This is a genomic window from Variovorax gracilis, assembly GCF_030317115.1.
Taxonomy (GTDB): domain Bacteria; phylum Pseudomonadota; class Gammaproteobacteria; order Burkholderiales; family Burkholderiaceae_C; genus Variovorax; species Variovorax gracilis.
Genome location: NZ_JASZYF010000017.1, coordinates 44,819 through 61,004 on the forward strand (window position 1 = coordinate 44,819; position 16,186 = coordinate 61,004).

The window sequence follows — 16,186 nt, forward strand, 5'->3', positions numbered from 1 at the left end:
GCTTTTTCGTGGGCAAGGCGGATGTATCAGGCGACTTGCGTGATGCCCAGCGCCACGGCCTCGGCAACCTTGATGCCGTCAACCCCTGCCGACAGGATGCCGCCGGCGTAGCTCGCCCCTTCGCCCGCCGGGTACAGCCCGCGCACGTTGAGGCTCTGGAAGTCGTCGCCGCGCGTGATCTTGATGGGCGACGAAGTGCGCGTCTCCACGCCGGTCAGCACCGCGTCATGCAGGTCGAAGCCTTTGATCTTGCGTCCGAAGGCCGGAAAAGCCTCCCGCATCGCCTCGATCGCATAGGCAGGCAGCGCGGCATGCAGGTCGCCCGGCGTCACGCCCGGCTTGTACGAAGGCTCGACGCTGCCGAGCGCCGTCGAAGGCTTGCCGGCGACGAAGTCCCCGACCAGTTGCCCCGGCGCGCGGTAGTCGCCGCCGCCGAGCACGAAAGCGTTGGATTCGAGTTGGCGTTGCAGCGCAATGCCCGCCAGCGCGGAGCCCGTGCGGCCGTCTTCCCAGCCCGGATAGTCGCGCGGCTCGATGCCCACGACGATGCCGGCATTCGCATTGCGCTCGTTGCGCGAGTACTGACTCATGCCGTTGGTCACGACGCGGCCCGGCTCGCTGGTGGCGGCCACCACGGTGCCGCCCGGACACATGCAGAAGCTGTAGACCGCGCGACCGTTGCTCGCGTGGTGCACCAGCTTGTAGTCGGCCGCGCCGAGCAGCGGATGGCCGGCATGCCGGCCCCAGCGGGCGCGGTCGATCAGCCCTTGCGGATGTTCCACGCGGAAGCCGATCGAGAAAGGCTTGGCCTCGATGTGCACGCCGCGCTCGTGCAGCATCTCGAAGGTGTCGCGCGAGCTGTGGCCGAGCGCCATGACCACGTGGTCGGCGCGCATCTCGCTGCGCTCCCCGGTGCGCTGGTCGAGCACGGTAAGACCGCGCAGGTGCTTGCCCTTCGGGCCGTCCTCGATCAGCACATCGACCACGCGCTGCTCGAAACGGATCTCGCCGCCGAGGGCGACGATCTGCTCGCGCATGTTCTCCACCACCTTCACCAGCTTGAAGGTGCCGATGTGCGGATGCGCGACGTAGAGGATCTCCGGCGGCGCACCGGCCTTGACGAATTCTTCCATCACCTTGCGGCCGAGGAAGCGCGGGTCCTTGATCTGGCTATAGAGCTTGCCGTCGGAGAAGGTGCCGGCGCCGCCTTCGCCGAACTGCACGTTCGACTCCGGGTTGAGCTCGCTCTTGCGCCACAGGCCCCAGGTGTCCCTGGTGCGCTGGCGCACGGTCTTGCCGCGCTCCAGCACGATGGGCTTGAAGCCCATCTGCGCGAGCACCAGCGCGGCGAAGATGCCGCAGGGGCCGAAGCCGATGACCACCGGCCGCAGCGGCAATTCCGCCGGTGCCTGTGCCGGCGCCCGCCATGTCATGTCGGGCGTGGGGCCGACGCGGGGGTTCTCCGCGAACCTGGCCAGGATCCGGGTTTCGAGGGCCGGGTCGGCCAGCATCACGTCGACGATGTAGACCTGCAGCAGATCGGCCTTGCGGGCGTCGAAGCTGCGCTTGAAGACCGTGTGGCCGGCCATCGCCTCGGCGGCGATGCCGAGTGTCGAGGCAATGGCCTGGGGTAGTGCCGCCTCGTCGTGGGCGAGGGGGAGTTTGATTTCGGAGATTCTCAGCATGTCGGAGGCTTGTGTTTATCAAGCAGGGATGCCGATTATCGGCAACGCCGCGCGGCGCTGCCGATGCGGGGTCAAGCCGGCAGGAAGCCCTCGACCGACAGGTAGCGTTCGCCGGTGTCGTAGTTGAAGCCCAGCACCACGGCGTTCGGCGGCAGCGAGGGCAGCTTCTGCGCAATCGCGACGAGCGTCGCGCCGGACGAGATGCCGACCAGCATGCCTTCCTCGCGAGCGCAGCGGCGTGCCATTTCACGCGCCGGTTCGGCATCCACCTGGAGCACGCCGTCGAGGAGTTCGGTGTCCAGGTTCTTCGGGATGAAGCCCGCGCCGATGCCCTGGATCGGGTGCGGCGAGGGCTGGCCGCCCGAGATCACGGGCGAGGCCACCGGTTCGACCGCAAAGACCTGCAGCTTCGGCCACTTCTTCTTGAGCACGCGCGCGCAGCCCGTGATGTGCCCGCCGGTGCCCACGCCGGTGATCAGCACGTCGACGCCGTCGGGGAAATCTGCGGCGATTTCCTCGGCCGTGGTGCGCACGTGCACGTCGATGTTGGCCGGATTGTTGAACTGCTGCGGCATCCAGGCGCCGGGGGTGCCGGCGACGATTTCCTCGGCACGGGCGATCGAGCCCTTCATGCCCTTTTCGCGCGGCGTGAGGTCGAAGGTCGCGCCATAGGCCAGCATCAGCCGGCGGCGCTCGACCGACATGCTGTCGGGCATCACGAGGACGAGCTTGTAGCCCTTGACCGCCGCGACCATCGCGAGTCCGATGCCGGTGTTGCCGGAGGTCGGCTCCACGATCGTGCCGCCCGGCTTCAGCGCGCCGGATCGCTCGGCATCCTCGACCATCGACAGCGCAATGCGGTCCTTGATCGAACCGCCGGGGTTGGCCCGTTCGGATTTGATCCAGACCTGTTGCGTCGCATGGCCGAACAGGCGCTGGATGCGGATGTGCGGCGTGTTGCCGATGGTGTTCAGGATGTTGTCGGCTTTCATGGGGTCTCCTCGGGCGTCGGCCCGGATGAACAAAAAGAGGACCGCCATTGTGGCGATAATCGCCGGGTGAAGCACGCCGGACCGCCGCTGGTGCATGTCTCGAAAGAGCGCACTGGAGGAACGTCCGGACTGCACAGGACAGCGCAGGAGCTAACCGCTCTCCACCGTGAGGTGAGGATCAGAGCAACAGAGACGAGTCGGCCAGGGGCAACCCGGGCCGGGTGAAACGGGCAATCTCTGCGCGCAGCAACACCAAGTAGGCCAGCGTCGATGTGGTTCCGCAGAGCTGGCGGGTAGGTGGCACCGAGCCGTTTGGCGACAAACGGCCCAGAGTAATGGCGGTCACGCTGAGGTCTCGCAAGTGGCTTCAGTGCACAGAATCCGGCTTATAGGCGGGCTTCACACTAATTCTTGCTCGCCCCCAGGCTTGCCCACTTCGTGTGGCCGCCGACCCCCTGCCGGGGGCGGGCCGGCCGCTTCGGGCGGCCGGGCGCGGCGGCCCTCCCGAACATGTCCGGCCGTTCCGGCGGACTCTAATCAGAAGCGCTCGTTGGGGGTCAGGTAGCGCCACTGGTTGGGGAGCAGGCCGGCCAGGGGGACTCGGCCTATGCGAATGCGCTTCATGGCGAGGATCTGGAGGCCGGCATCGTCGCAGATGTGGGCGATCTGGCCGGAGCGGGCTCCCTTGAGGGCGAAGCGCAGGCCGGTGTGGCCTTCGGCCTGCTGGCCGATGCTGACGCGGGCGGCCGAGCGTTCGAGGCGGGCCAGGGTTTCGGGGCCGACGGGGCCGGCGACATCGACCATGACTTCGTGTTCGAGGATGGCGGCGTCTTCCTGAAGCTTGCGCTCGACGCGCCATTCCTGGGTGAAGACGACGAGACCGCTTGCGCCGGTTTCCAGCGGCGTCATGCAGCGCTGCGCCGCGACATGGCGCGGCAGGAAGCGCAGGCCGGCGCGTTCGGGATCGTGATGGTTGCCGGGCACCAGGAGGCGGTGGGCGTTGTCGGTCGGCATGCCGGCAGGCTTGTGGAGCAGCAGGGTGACGGGCACCACGGGCTGCGGCCGCGCGCCGGCTTCGATCTCGACCGATTGCTCCGGCCGCACGCGAGATTGCGGCAGGAGCGCGGGTTCGCCGTCGACGCGCACGGCACCGTTCTCGATCAGCAGTTCAGCCTCGCGCCGGGAGCATCCGGCGAGCGCGGCGACGCGCTTGGCCAGGCGGATGCCATCATCGGCTTCGGTCACAGGGGCATCCTCATGGCTTGGTCGATTGCTGGATGCGCTCGACGTGCGCTGCCAGAGAGCGGGCGGCCACGGGCCACATCCGCTCGGGGACGTCGCTGTAGGCGATGGGCAGCCAGTCCTCGGGCGTGCCTTGGGGCAACTGGCGCATGGCGGCGGCGATCCTGGCTTCGCGCTTCAGGCGGTGCGCCTTCAAGTGGGCGATGGCGGCGCGCGCCTCGCCCAGCACGTAGCCGTGGGCGGGCAGGATGAACGCGACGCCGCCCTCGGCGCAGGTCGCGTCCAGCTTGTCGAGCGAATCGAGGTAGGCGTTCATGTTGCCGTCCGGCGGGTCGACCACGGTCGTGCTGCCGTTGAGCACATGGTCGCCTGAGAACAGAAGACCGTCTTCCTCAAGAACCAGGCACAGGTGGTTGGCCGCATGGCCTGGGGTGTGCACCACGCGGAGCGTGTGGGTGTGCGCCGCGGCTTCTCCCTTGTCCGTGGATGGCTGCGGGGCCAGGATCAGGCGCTCTCCGTCCTTCAGCTCGCGGTCGGGCGTGAACCGGGCCGTGGAGCGTGCCGTTGGCCTGGAGGCCAGGCCGAGGATCGGCGGCTGGGTCTTGCACAGCTTCTGCAGGGGCAGGGCACCGGGCGAATGGTCCGCATGCGAATGGGTGCAGACGATCAGGCGGATGTCGCCACGCGTCGCGCGCCACAGGCGGCCGATGTGGTCGAAGTCGTTCGGGCCTGGGTCGATGACGATGTAGCCGGTGGCTGCGTCGCCGACGATGTAGGTGTTGGTGCCGGGGCCGGTCATGGCGCTCGGGTTGGGGGCCGTCAGGCGTTGCACGTTCTTCAGCAGCGGCACGGCATGTTCGTTCTGCCAGTCGAGCGCGTGCACGATCTGGCCGTCGGGGCTGACCATTGCGAGTTCGCCGTAGGGCGAATCGGCTTCCATGTAGCGCGCTTCCTGTCCTGCGAGCATCCCGGCGCGCGGGCAGCTGGTCCACAGCGGACCTTCGCCGGCATGGCGGTTGGCGCAGGCGTCGAGCACGGCATCGACTGTCTTGTAGGCCGCCAGCCTTTCGAGCGTGCGCAGCGTCGGGAAGATCATGAAGAAGCTGCCGGCCGCGTGGCGCGCCAGCGCATCGGAGGGTCGCACCCAGCAGGGCTCGAATTGCTCCGTCTCGTCGGCCGTTGGCGTCTGGCCTTCGGGCATGCGGGCGACGAGAAAGGGCACGTCGAAGCGCTTGGGCAGGTCGCGGTCGGTGATCCAGTGCGCGAAGGTGTAGACCTTGTCGGTCGACAACAGCAGGCCGCGCTCGACGCACTGGTCGGCGAAGGCCACGGTGGTCGTGGCGGTGCTGCGGTCCATGGATGCGACTTCTTCGGCGCTCACCGGCCGGCCGTCGGGGTGGTGGGCCAGCAGCACGCCCAGCTCCTCGAAGCTCTCGCGGATGGCGGCGATGGCTTGCGTGAGCTGGACCCGGCTCTGCGTGCGGCGGCGCGTGGCGATGGAGCGGGCGGTCGTGTCGCCTTCATCGATGCGTCCGCCCGGAAACACGTACGCGCCTGGCGCGAAGCTTGCAGTCGACGAGCGCCGCGTCATCAATACCTCGACGCCTTCCGGCGTATCGCGCAGCAGCAATACGGTCGCGGCGGCACGCACGGGCGCCGGTTCGCGTTGGGGATGGAGCAATTGGGTGGGGCGTACCATGGGTCGCGATTATCGGGAGTGAGGTGAAAAGTCCGTGAGCGGCGACCGTGTGCATAAGCTTCTACACGATCCTTCATGAGCAAAACGCCACAATTCCGGCCTGCTCATTCGTCTCGAAAGACTGTCATGTCCGATTCTCTCTCCAGCCGCGCGCGGCGTCTTGTCGCGCTCTCGGCCATTGCGCTGTGCGGCGCGGCGCCCCTGGCCCTTGCGCAGCCCGACTGGCCCCAGCAGCCCGTCACCATGATCATGGGCTTCCCGGCCGGTTCCGGGGTCGACGTGGTGGCGCGCGCCATCCAGGAGCCGCTGCAGCACAAGCTCGGCCAGCCGGTCATCATCGATTACAAGTCGGGCGCCGCCGGCAACATCGCCAGCGAGTACGTGGCACGCGCCAGGCCCGATGGCTACACGCTCGCCTTCGGCACCGCGGCCACGCACGGCAGCAATGCGGCGCTCTACAAGAAGCTCCCGTTCGACGTCGAGACTGACTTCATCCCGGTGGCGCCCGTGCTCGACGTGTCGAACGTGCTCACCATCAACCCCGACGTGATGAACGTGAAGACGCTCAAGGAGTTCGTCGATCTGGTGAAGGCGAATCCCGGCAAGTACAACTACGCCTCCACGGGCAACGGCGCGGGCACGCACATGGCCTTTGCCGAATTCAATTCGCGCCTGGGCCTGGACATGGTGCATGTGCCCTACAAGGGCGGGCCCGAGGCCATCACCTCGGTCGTGCGCGGCGAGACCTGCTGCATCATGAACCAGGTGCAGACGGTGCTGCCGCAGTACAAGGCAGGCAAGGTGCGGCTGCTGGGGGTCACCACCGCGAAGCCGGTGGCGGCCATCAAGGAAGTGCCGACCATCGCATCGAGCGGCATTCCCGGGACCAATGGCTTCGACAGCTCGATCTGGTTCGGCATCTTCGCGCCCAAGGGTACTGACCCGCGTATCGTCGACAAGCTCAACGCGGCCATCAAGTCCGTGCTCGAGCAGCCGGAGCTTCGCGAAAAGTTCGAAGGCCAGGGCAACACGGTGCGCATCGAAACGCCCGCGCAGTTCAAGCAGACCGTTCACGACAACCGCGTGAAATGGGCCGAAGTGGCGAAGGCTGCAAATATAAGTATCGACTGACGCCGCACCCCGGCTGGCCGGCACGGCGGTGTGCCCCTGCAAAGGGGGTTGGCGAAGCGACACGAATTGCGCGAAGACCGGGGATCAGCTCTTGCGCATTCGCTTGTAGTTCTGGATCTTTTCCTTCAGCTCGGTGTACTGCTCGCAGGGTAGCCAGCAGAGCTTGTCGAGCGCCTTCAGATGCTTCTCCGCGTCCTCGACGCGGCCCACCTGCAGATAGGCCTCTCCCATGTATTCGTGGGCGTCCCGATGGCTCGGATTGAGCTGCAGCGCTCGCTCGTAGTGCTTGAAGGAGTTGTCCATGTCACCCGTGTGGCGGTAGGCAAAGCCCAGCAGGTTCCACGCGTCCGCGTTATTGGGATCGATCTGGATGACCAGCGTCAGCCGCCCGATGGCGTCGGTCCACTGTTCGGCCTTGATGGCGGCTTGCGCGGCGACGTAGTTGGGATCGAGGTTCTTCACCTCCGCCCTGCTGCCGCCTCCACCGCCGCCGCCCCCACCATCCCCACCGCCGCCTGCGGGCCATGCAGGAAGGCTCAGGAAAACGAGGCACGCCGCCGTCGCCAATGCTCTCTTGCGCATGATGAGTGCTCCAGGTCGTTCCTCCCCGCCCCGCCCCGCGAATCGCTGTCGGCTCCGGCTGCATTCGAATCCTGGGGCGGGCGCGTGTCAACAGCCGGGGGCGCCATGTGACAGCGCTGCGCGCGCTCCCTAGAATGAAGCGATGAGGTCCGCCAGAGCATGGTTGATGGGACTGGTCCTCCTCGCCCTCGCGGCGGGAGGGGTCCAAGCCCAAGCCGTGCCTTCCGCCGCCCCCACCGGACAACCCGGCCGCGTCGTGCTGATGGATCTGGACGGCGCCATCGGCCCGGCCTCCGTCGACTACGTGCGCCGCGGGCTCAAGCTGGCCGCCGCGGAGAACGCCCGACTCGCAGTGATCCAGATCGACACGCCCGGCGGGCTGGATGCCTCGATGCGCAGCATCATCAAGCACATCCTCGCCTCGCCGGTTCCGGTGGCCGCCTACGTCGCGCCGAACGGGGCGCGCGCTGCGAGCGCGGGCACGTACATCCTCTACGCGAGCCATATCGCCGCCATGGCACCGGCCTCCAATCTCGGCGCCGCGACACCGGTCGCCATCGGCATGCCGACGCCTGCGGCGCCGGCCGGCAAGCCGGACAACTCCGGCAAGGGGCCGGAACAGCAAGGCGACGCGATGACGGCCAAGCGCCTCGCCGATGCATCCGCCTACATCCGCAGCCTCGCGCAACTGCGCGGGCGCAACGCGGACTGGGGCGAGCAGGCGGTGCGCGAATCCGTGAGCCTCTCGGCCCAGGAGGCGCTGCAGAAAAACGTCATTACCCTGATCGCCAAGGATGTGCCCGACCTGCTGAAGCAGGTGAACGGGCGCGAGGTCCGCACGGCCGAAGGCAACGTGCGCCTGGCGACGCACAACGCCGAGCTGCTGGTGGTCGAGGCCGACTGGCGCAGCCGCCTGCTGTCGGTGATCACCGAGCCCAGCCTGGCGCTGATCCTGCTGATGGTCGGTGTCTATGGCCTGCTCTTCGAATTCTCGAATCCCGGTTTCGTGCTGCCCGGCGTGGTGGGCGCGATCAGCCTCATGCTCGCGCTCTTCGGGCTCCAGATGCTGCCGATCAACTATGCGGGACTGGGGCTGATCCTGCTGGGCGTCGCCTTCCTCATCGCCGAGTCTTTCCTGCCGACCTTCGGCGTCCTGGGCGTCGGCGGCGTGGCAGCCTTCTCGATCGGCGCGCTGCTCCTGATCGACAACGACGTGCCCGGCTTCGGCGTCCCGCTCTGGCTCATCGGAATGCTGGCGGTCGGCTCGGCCGTGTTCATCCTCGTGATCGGGAGCGTGGCCGCCAGGACGCGACGGCGTCCGGCAGCGGTCGGCGTCTCGACGCTGGTCGGAGCCACGGGTGAACTGGTCGAGTTCGCGAACGGCGAAGGCTGGGCGCAGATCCAGGGCGACTACTGGAAGGTGCGCGGCGCGGAGGGCCTGCGCCCCGGCCGGCGCATCCGCGTGACCCGGGTGCAGGGGCTCGCCTTGCAAGTGGCGGAGGAAATCCAGGAGAGCCCGGCCCGGGCGTGACGCATGTTCATCAACTTCAGCTTCGTGTTCATGGGCTTCGTCGTGCTCCTGGGCGCGATGCTCGCGGCGGCGTCGCTGCGTATCCTGCGCGAGTACGAGCGCGGCGTGGTGTTCCAGCTCGGGCGCTTCTGGAAAGTCAAGGGACCGGGGCTGGTGATCCTGATTCCCGGCATCCAGCAGATGGTGCGCGTAGGCCTGCGCGTGATGGTGCTCGACATTCCCAGCCAGGACCTGATCACCCGCGACAACGTCTCGGTGAAAGTGAACGCGGTGCTGTACTTCCGCGTCATCGATCCGGAGAAGGCCATCATCCAGGTCGAGAAGTACTTCGAGGCGACCAGCCAGCTCGCGCAGACCACGCTGCGCGCCGTGCTGGGCAAGCACGAGCTGGACGACCTGCTGGCCGAGCGGGAGCGTCTCAACCTCGACATCCAGAAGACGCTGGAGGCGCAGACCTTTGTCTGGGGCATCAAGGTGACCAACGTCGAGATCAAGCACGTGGACCTGAACGAAAACATGGTGCGCGCGATCGCGCGCCAGGCCGAAGCCGAGCGCGAGCGGCGCGCCAAGGTGATCCATGCCGAAGGCGAACTGCAGGCTTCGGTCAAGCTGGCGGAGGCGGCGGAGATCCTGGGCCGGCATCCGCAGGCGCTGCAGCTTCGCTATCTGGAAACGCTCACGGTGATCGCGGCCGACAAGAACTCGACCATCGTGTTCCCGCTGCCGGTGGACGTCATCGGGCCGCTGCTGCAGGGGATGAACCGCAAGCCCGGCACACCCGACGCCTGACGAAGGGCCATAGCGTCTTGGTCAGCGTGAGGATGAAGCGCGTCTTGTTGGTAGTCCCCGCAGCCCAGGCTCTTGATGTCGCTGGTGAAGAAGGTGTAGCCGATGGCGGTCTTGCGCGCCGGCCGCACCTCTTCAACGGACGAACGCGTCCAGGCCCTGCACGAGCCGCCCGGCGAGGCGTGGCTGCCTGAGCTGTTCCAGCCACCAGTCCAGCGCGCGGCCCTCATGCTCGCCGCGCCAGGCGACGTAGAGGATGTTGGGCTCGCGCGGGTCGGCGGTCTGCTTCTCGACCAGTTCGCCGCGCTGGAGCAGCGCAGCGACGCGCTGCCGTGGCAGCCAGCCGACGCCGAGGCCTTCGCGCTGCGCGAGGATCTTCGCGTGCATGGTCGGCACAGCCAGCGTCGCCTGGCCGCCGTGGGTACCGTAGGCACTGCCCTCGGTGCTTCGCGAGGTGTCTGCGACAACCACGGCGCGGTGGCCCGTGAGGAGGTCGCGGCCCAGCGGCTCCTTCGCCTGCGCGAGCGGATGCCGCGGCGAAACGGCGAACACCCAATCCATCACGCCGAGCTCGAACCAGCGCAGGTCCTGGATGGATGGAGGCTCGTTGGTCGCGCCGACGACGATGTCGGCACGGCCGTCCCGTAGCGCCTCCCAGGTGCCTCTGAGGACTTCGTGGGTCACGCGCAGAGGGACGCCGGACTCCAGCGCATCGAAGGCGGTGATGACCGGCAGCAGCGACTCGAACTCGATGACTTCATCCGTCACGATCCACAGGCGATCCTCCCAGCCGCTGGCAACCTGCCGAACGCGCTGCGAGAGCCGCGACACGTCCACCGCCAGCCTTGCCGCTTCCTGTGCAAGGAGCTGTCCCGCAGGGGTGAGCTGCAAGCGGTATCGGCGCCGGTCGAACAGCAGCGCGTCGAATTTCTCTTCCAGCTGCCGTGCGGCATGGGAGATCGTCGAAGGTGCCTTGCCCAGCCGCGCAGCGGCGCGCGAGAGGCTGCCACTCTCCCGAATGGCCTCCAGCAGCGCGAGTTCGTCTTCTGACAGCATCGTCGTTTCCTCGAACAAGTTCGCCGGAATCATGGCATGGCGAGCCCACATGTTCGATTTCTTCGCACATGTTCATCGCGGGGGCGGTACGTCAAGGGGCCCTCGAAAGCGGACCATTCACATCACGGTAATCCACCGCAACCCATTGGAGTCCACCATGAATCGCTTTCAAGACAAGACAGTCCTCGTCACCGGCGGCACGAGCGGTATCGGCCTGGCTGCCGCCAAGGCCTTCGCCGCCGAAGGCGCACGCGTCATCGTCACCGGCCGCGACGCCGCGGCGCTCGAAAGGGCGCAGGCCGAACTCGGCCCTCGCGCCCTGGCCATCCGCAACGATGCGGGCGCTCCGGCATCGGCGAAGGAGCTTGCCGCGACACTCTCCGGTCATGGCGTGACGCTCAACGCCGTCTTCCTCAACGCGGGCATCGCCCGGTTCGCCGGCCTGGCGGACGTGACCGAAGCCTTCTGGGACGAGGCCTTCGACATCAACGTCAAGGGCGTCTTCTTCCAGATCCAGGCGCTGACCCCGCTGCTGGACCCGGGCGCTTCGATCGTGATCAACGGCTCGATCAACGCGCACATCGGCATGCCGAATTCCTCGGTCTACGCCGCGAGCAAGGCGGCGGTCATCTCGCTGGCGAAGACGCTGTCGGCCGAACTGCTGCCTCTGGGTGCGCGGGTCAATGTGGTCAGCCCCGGGCCGGTTCAAACGCCGCTCTACGGCAAGCTGGGCCTCGATTCGGCGACGCTGGAAGCCACCGCCGCGCAGATCCAGGCGCAGGTGCCGCTGGGCCGCTTCGGCACGCCGGATGAAATTGCGTCCACCGTGCTGCACTTGTCGGCGCCGGAGTCCGCTTTCATCGTCGGCACCGAAATCATCGTCGATGGCGGCATGAGCCAGCTCTGATCGGCAGGCGCCGGTGCGAGCCCGTGCGTGGCAAGATGAACCCGTCATCGTTACTGCCCCCCGGGCTCTTCGCATGCTCATCAACTGCGTCGTCTACGAGGACGGCACCAAGCTCGCCGACATTCCCGTCTCTAAGATCAGCGAATATCTCTCGTTGCCGGGCTGCTTCGTCTGGGTCGCGCTGCACGACGCAACGGCCGAGGAACTGGCCGAACTGCAGGCCGAGTTCGGCCTGCACCCGCTGGCGGTCGAGGATGCCCAGCATGGCCATCAGCGGCCGAAGGTCGAGGAGTACGAGGATTCCCTGTTCGCCGTCATGCATCTGTTGGAGCCCGGAGGCTCGGAGACGTCAAGGCTGAACATCGGCGAGATCGATGTCTTCGTGGGGCACAACTATGTGGTGTCGGTTCGCAATCGCAGCGAGCACGGCTTCGTCGAGGTGCGCGAGCGCTGCGAGCGGGAGCCCGACTTGCTCCGGCATGGCCCGGGTTTCGTGCTCTACGCGCTGATGGACGCGGTGGTCGATCGCTACTTTCCGATCATCGATGCCTTCGAGGTCGAGATCGAAACCATCGAGCAGCGCATCCTCACCAAGGGCGCGGCGCGCGAGAGCATCAAGCGGCTGTACGACCTGAAGCAGCGCCTCACTGTGCTCAAGCACGCGGTCGCTCCGCTGCTCGAAGGCGCCAGCAAGCTCCACGGTGGGCGGGTGCCGCAGATCTGCCTGGGATCGCAGGCCTACTTTCGCGACGTCATCGATCATCTCGGCCGCATCAATGCCTCCATCGATGCCATCCGGGACTCGATCGGCACGGCGATCCAGGTCAACCTCTCGATGGTCACGATCGAGGACGGCGAGGTCACCAAGCGCCTGGCGGCCTGGGCCGCCATCTTCGCGGTGTGCACCGCGTTCGCAGGCATCTGGGGCATGAACTTCAAGAACATGCCGGAGCTGGACTGGCGCTACGGCTACGCTGCCGCGCTGGCGCTCATCATCGGCTGCTGCGGCTACCTCTACTACCGCTTCAGGCGCGCGGGTTGGGTCTGAGCAGCCCGCGCCCCGCATTCAGCGAGGCGGTGCGGGCGTGAAGACGAGCCGGCCATCCGGTGTGCGCTGGCACATGCCGTCGATGGGCTCGCCGCGCCGGCCCACGATCTGCACGGCGGCACCTTCCTGGCGGCCTTCGCAAGCCTTCATGAATTCAGGCGGCGGTGGTGGCCGTCCTTCGTGATGGTGGGGAGGCGGCGGTGGCGGCGGCATCACGCAGCCCTGAAGAAGGGCGACAAGGGCCGGCAGGCCCCATCCCTGGGTTCGGTTCATCTGGAATCTCCTTGTGGCCGATGGTCGCTGGCAACTTCGGAGGAATATGGGAGCTTCAGGCGCCGGGTTCTTCGAAGGCGAAGCCGACGCCGTAGACAGAGCGGATCCAGTCGTGTGCCGTTCCGGCGGCGGCCAGCTTGCGGCGCAGGTTCTTGATGTGGCTGTCCACCGCGCGCTCGGTCACGTCGGCGGTGTCCTCGTAGGCGAGGTCCAGCAGTTGCGAACGCGAGAAGATCCGGCCCGGCTGCCGCGACAGCACCTGGAGCAGCCTGAATTCGAGGCGGGTCAGGCTCAGCGGTGAACCGTCGAGGGTTGCGCGCCACTGCGCGTCGTCCAGCAGCAGCCGCTTCTGGATCGATGGCGATGCATCGCCAGCGAGGCTGCGACGGAGCACGGCACGCACGCGCGCCACCACCTCGCGCGGCGAAAAGGGCTTGCACACGTAGTCGTCGGCGCCGAGTTCGAGTCCGAGCAGGCGATCGACTTCCTCGATGCGGGCGGTGAGCATGATGACCGGATGGGCCGTATGCTGCCGCGCCCGCTCGAGCACCGACATCCCGTCCAGTCGCGGCAGCATGATGTCGAGCAGCGTGAGATCTGGCGGATCCGCGACCATGCGTTCGAGGGCGCTCTCGCCGTCGGCCACGCGCTCCGTGTCGTAGCCCGCGTGCCGCAGGTAGTCCACGAGCACCGAAGCAATGTCGTCCTCGTCCTCGACGACCAGGATGCGGGTCATGCCGTGCCCTCCAGCGGCAGCGTCAATGTGATGCGCAACCCGCCGAGTGCCGACGGCGCTGCGTCGATCGAACCTCCGTGCGCCTCGATGGTGGCGCGGCAGATCGCCAGCCCGAGTCCGGAGCCGCCCAGTGCGCGGTTGCGCGATGCGTCGCCGCGAAACAGGCGTTCGAACAGGCGCGGGAGTTCGGCGGGCGCGACGCCGGGCGCGCTGTCGTCGAACTGAAGCACCAGCCGCTGCGCGCCGGGGCTGCCGTCGATGTGTGCGTCGATTCGCAGGCGGCCGCCACTGTCCGTGTACGACAGCGTGTTCTCGATCAGGTTCATGAAAGCCTGGTGCAGCCGGCGCGCTTCGCCGTGCACCAGCGGCTGATGATCGGCCGCCAGTACGTCGAGGGCGCCTGCGTCGAGCAGGATTGCGCGTTGCGCGAAGCGTTCGCGCGTGAGCGCCAGCGCCTCTTTCAGCAGCGCCAGCGGAAACACCGTCGCGAAGGGCGGCGCCGCATCGTCCTGTTCGCGCATGCTGCTGCGCAGGTCGTCGACGAGTTGCCCGAGCCGCATCACCTGCCTGTGCAATCGGAGCGCGGTCTTGTCGTCGAAGCTGCGCACGCCGTCCTGCAGCGCCTCGATCTCGGCACGCATCGCGGCCAGCGGCGTGCGCAGCTCGTGAGCGACGTCGGCCAGCCACGCGCGGCGCGAAGCCTCGATGTGGTCGAGGCGCTCTGCCATGTCGTTGAAGGTGCGGCCCAGCAGGGCGAGTTCGTCGTGTCCATGCACGGGCACGCGTGCGTCCAGACGTCCTTGCGCGACGCTTTGCGCGCCCTGCGTGAGTGCGTCGATGCGCGCAAACCACCGGCGCGCCAGCAGCCATGACAACAGCAGCGCGATGGCGAGGCCGGCCACGCCTGTCCAGATGACGAAGCTCGACTGCCGTGCGACGAAAGCGCGGTCGGCGTCGCTCTCCAGCCCCTGGAGCGGCGCGAGAAGGAGGGTGCCGATGAGCCGATCGACGTCTCGCAGCGGGAGCCGGGCGGCGATCGACGGGTCGACCCTGGCGCCGGCCACCCAGCCACCTTTGGCGTCGACGAGGCCCAGGCGCTGGTAGACGGAATCCGGATTGCCGCGGGGGCCGCCGGACGCGTCCGGCGGCGGGGGCGGAGGCGGCATGCGGCGCGAAGGAAGCAGGTCGGGCGGCGGACCGGGCGGAGGCCCTCCCGCATCACGGGGCGGCGGGCCGCCTTGCCACGAAGGCGGCCGCATGTCTCGCATCGGGCCGAACCCGCCCATCTGCACGTCATGCCACGCGGCCGGGTCGTGCCGCAGGGTGTCCCAGTTGCCCTTCTCCGCGTGATGCTTCTTGAGCAGCTCGGCGAGCCAGTCCATGCGTCGGATCTCGATCTCCGCGACGTACGGTCCGAGCCCTCGTTGCAGGCCGAGGCGCGAGAAGCCCGCGAAGATCAGCAGCAGTGCCAGCAGCAGCACCGCCAGCGCGAGGAAGATCTTTCGAAACAGCGTCAGGCGGGGCATGGTGGCGGCGGGCGGGCGAGCCGCATTGTGCGGCATGCCTGCGGGCACGGCCGGTCAGGCGGCGATCGCGATGGCGATGTTCGCGCTGTAGCCGCTGGTGGCGTCGCCGCTGAAGTTCACCATCTCGAGCGAGGTGCCGTCGCTGAACACGTTGTCCGTTGCGAAACTGATCGCGTTCAGGTTGGCCACGCTCTGCGAATAGCCGGCGGCACTGTTGTAGATGGCGCGCAGCGTCTCCGTCGGAAAGGCGAGCTGCGTGGTCTTCACCTTGCTGCCCGCCGACTTGGCATTCGACAGGCTCGGGTAGATCTCCAGGTGCATGTGCGGCATGCGCCCTGCGTAGCAGCCGGGCACGACGGTGATGAAACTGACCGTGCCGTTCGCGTCCGTCTCCTGTACGCCGCGCAAGTGGTTGTCGGCGAGGCTTTGAGTGGTGTAGACCGAGTAGGTGCCTTCGCGCGTGCAGTGCCACAGATAGATGGCGTAGCCGGCCAGCGGCGCGCAACTGGTCCTGGTGTTGGTGAGCGTGATGGTGAGTGTCAGCGGCGCGCCGCCGACCTGGGCCGTGCCGCCGATGTTCGTGCGGATGTCTGAGCGCACGATGCCGGAGAGGGCGAGCACGTTGTAGCTGTTGTTGCCGGCGTTCGAGCCGTCGGCGGGGTAGGGGCCCTCTGTCTCCTCGGGCACCACCTGGCAGGTACTGGAAGTCGTGGCCGCGTCGGTGGTGGTGCCGGTGGTCGCCGCCGTGGTGGCCGCGGTGGAGGCGGAGGTGGTCATGATCGGCGCCAGCGTCGAAGTCGAGGAGGTGCCGCTGCTGCCCCCGCCGCCGCATCCGCCCAACGCATACAAGCCCAGCGAACCGAGCGCGCCCAGCACGTGACGTCTGGTGCCGTCGGTCGGTGGTGAATCCTTTTCCATCTGAGTTTCTCCTGCGCGGAACGCGCGAAATTCGCGATGGGCCGACTGTGCGTGGCGATCTGGGAGAAAACTTG

The 16,186-nt window shown here is 67.6% G+C and carries 15 protein-coding genes and 1 other RNA gene; 6 read left to right on the top strand and 10 right to left on the bottom strand.

What is annotated here, in order from left to right:
• Positions 1 to 26: 26 nt before the first annotated feature.
• Both QTH97_RS25210 and cysK read right to left on the bottom strand, forming a co-directional pair.
• Positions 27 to 1,685, bottom strand: a complete 1,659-nt coding sequence (locus QTH97_RS25210) for an NAD(P)/FAD-dependent oxidoreductase (RefSeq protein ID WP_286571241.1) — start codon at positions 1,683 to 1,685, stop codon at positions 27 to 29.
• A 71-nt stretch (positions 1,686 to 1,756) separates the two neighbouring features.
• Entirely contained in the window at positions 1,757 to 2,677 is a 921-nt protein-coding gene (gene cysK, locus QTH97_RS25215) for a cysteine synthase A (protein WP_286571242.1), read from the bottom strand.
• 68 nt (positions 2,678 to 2,745) lie between these two features.
• Between cysK and rnpB the strand changes: the two genes are divergently transcribed.
• Positions 2,746 to 3,082: RNase P RNA component class A (gene rnpB / locus QTH97_RS25220), an RNA gene on the top strand.
• Between the two features lie 132 nt (positions 3,083 to 3,214).
• On the opposite strand, the gene QTH97_RS25225 is transcribed toward rnpB, so the two are convergent.
• Together QTH97_RS25225 and QTH97_RS25230 are read right to left on the bottom strand one after the other, a co-directional pair.
• Positions 3,215 to 3,922: an RNA pseudouridine synthase gene (locus QTH97_RS25225; protein WP_286571243.1), complete on the bottom strand. Its 708-nt coding sequence runs from the start codon at positions 3,920 to 3,922 to the stop codon at positions 3,215 to 3,217.
• 10 nt (positions 3,923 to 3,932) lie between these two features.
• Positions 3,933 to 5,618, bottom strand: a complete 1,686-nt coding sequence (locus tag QTH97_RS25230; protein ID WP_286571244.1) for an MBL fold metallo-hydrolase — start codon at positions 5,616 to 5,618, stop codon at positions 3,933 to 3,935.
• Between the two features lie 126 nt (positions 5,619 to 5,744).
• On the opposite strand from QTH97_RS25230, the gene QTH97_RS25235 reads away from it, so the two are divergent.
• On the top strand, positions 5,745 to 6,749 hold the full coding sequence (locus QTH97_RS25235) for a Bug family tripartite tricarboxylate transporter substrate binding protein (RefSeq protein ID WP_286571245.1): 1,005 nt from the start codon (positions 5,745 to 5,747) through the stop codon (positions 6,747 to 6,749).
• An 84-nt stretch (positions 6,750 to 6,833) separates the two neighbouring features.
• Here QTH97_RS25235 and QTH97_RS25240 read toward each other — a convergent pair whose 3' ends face one another.
• Positions 6,834 to 7,331, bottom strand: coding sequence for a tetratricopeptide repeat protein (locus QTH97_RS25240; RefSeq protein WP_286571246.1), 498 nt, complete (start codon positions 7,329 to 7,331; stop codon positions 6,834 to 6,836).
• Positions 7,332 to 7,497: 166 nt separating this feature from the next.
• Between QTH97_RS25240 and QTH97_RS25245 the strand changes: the two genes are divergently transcribed.
• Both QTH97_RS25245 and QTH97_RS25250 read left to right on the top strand, forming a co-directional pair.
• Positions 7,498 to 8,862, top strand: a complete 1,365-nt coding sequence (locus QTH97_RS25245; protein WP_286571247.1) for an NfeD family protein — start codon at positions 7,498 to 7,500, stop codon at positions 8,860 to 8,862.
• Between the two features lie 3 nt (positions 8,863 to 8,865).
• Positions 8,866 to 9,651 (top strand): slipin family protein, encoded by a 786-nt coding sequence (locus tag QTH97_RS25250; RefSeq protein WP_286571248.1) that lies wholly within the window; start codon positions 8,866 to 8,868, stop codon positions 9,649 to 9,651.
• A 132-nt stretch (positions 9,652 to 9,783) separates the two neighbouring features.
• Here the strand turns inward: QTH97_RS25250 and QTH97_RS25255 are convergent, their stop codons facing one another.
• A complete protein-coding gene (locus tag QTH97_RS25255; protein ID WP_286571249.1) occupies positions 9,784 to 10,704 on the bottom strand; it encodes a LysR family transcriptional regulator in 921 nt (306 codons plus the stop codon).
• Positions 10,705 to 10,861: 157 nt separating this feature from the next.
• Between QTH97_RS25255 and QTH97_RS25260 the strand changes: the two genes are divergently transcribed.
• Together QTH97_RS25260 and QTH97_RS25265 are read left to right on the top strand one after the other, a co-directional pair.
• A complete protein-coding gene (locus QTH97_RS25260; protein ID WP_286571251.1) occupies positions 10,862 to 11,611 on the top strand; it encodes an SDR family oxidoreductase in 750 nt (249 codons plus the stop codon).
• A 73-nt stretch (positions 11,612 to 11,684) separates the two neighbouring features.
• Positions 11,685 to 12,659: a magnesium and cobalt transport protein CorA gene (locus QTH97_RS25265; RefSeq protein ID WP_286571252.1), complete on the top strand. Its 975-nt coding sequence runs from the start codon at positions 11,685 to 11,687 to the stop codon at positions 12,657 to 12,659.
• Positions 12,660 to 12,677: 18 nt separating this feature from the next.
• Here the strand turns inward: QTH97_RS25265 and QTH97_RS25270 are convergent, their stop codons facing one another.
• The 4 genes from QTH97_RS25270 to QTH97_RS25285 are packed head-to-tail and all read right to left on the bottom strand — an operon-like array spanning position 12,678 to position 16,112.
• Positions 12,678 to 12,932 carry a hypothetical protein gene (locus QTH97_RS25270; protein ID WP_286571253.1) on the bottom strand — a complete coding sequence of 85 codons (255 nt, stop codon included), beginning with the start codon at positions 12,930 to 12,932 and terminating at the stop codon, positions 12,678 to 12,680.
• 55 nt (positions 12,933 to 12,987) lie between these two features.
• A complete protein-coding gene (locus QTH97_RS25275) occupies positions 12,988 to 13,668 on the bottom strand; it encodes a response regulator (protein WP_286571254.1) in 681 nt (226 codons plus the stop codon).
• A complete protein-coding gene (locus QTH97_RS25280) occupies positions 13,665 to 15,194 on the bottom strand; it encodes an ATP-binding protein (RefSeq protein ID WP_286571255.1) in 1,530 nt (509 codons plus the stop codon). Before QTH97_RS25280 ends, QTH97_RS25275 begins: the two co-directional genes overlap by 4 nt.
• Positions 15,195 to 15,248: 54 nt before the next feature.
• On the bottom strand, positions 15,249 to 16,112 hold the full coding sequence (locus QTH97_RS25285) for a dioxygenase family protein (protein ID WP_286571256.1): 864 nt from the start codon (positions 16,110 to 16,112) through the stop codon (positions 15,249 to 15,251).
• Between the last annotated feature and the right edge of the window lie 74 nt (positions 16,113 to 16,186).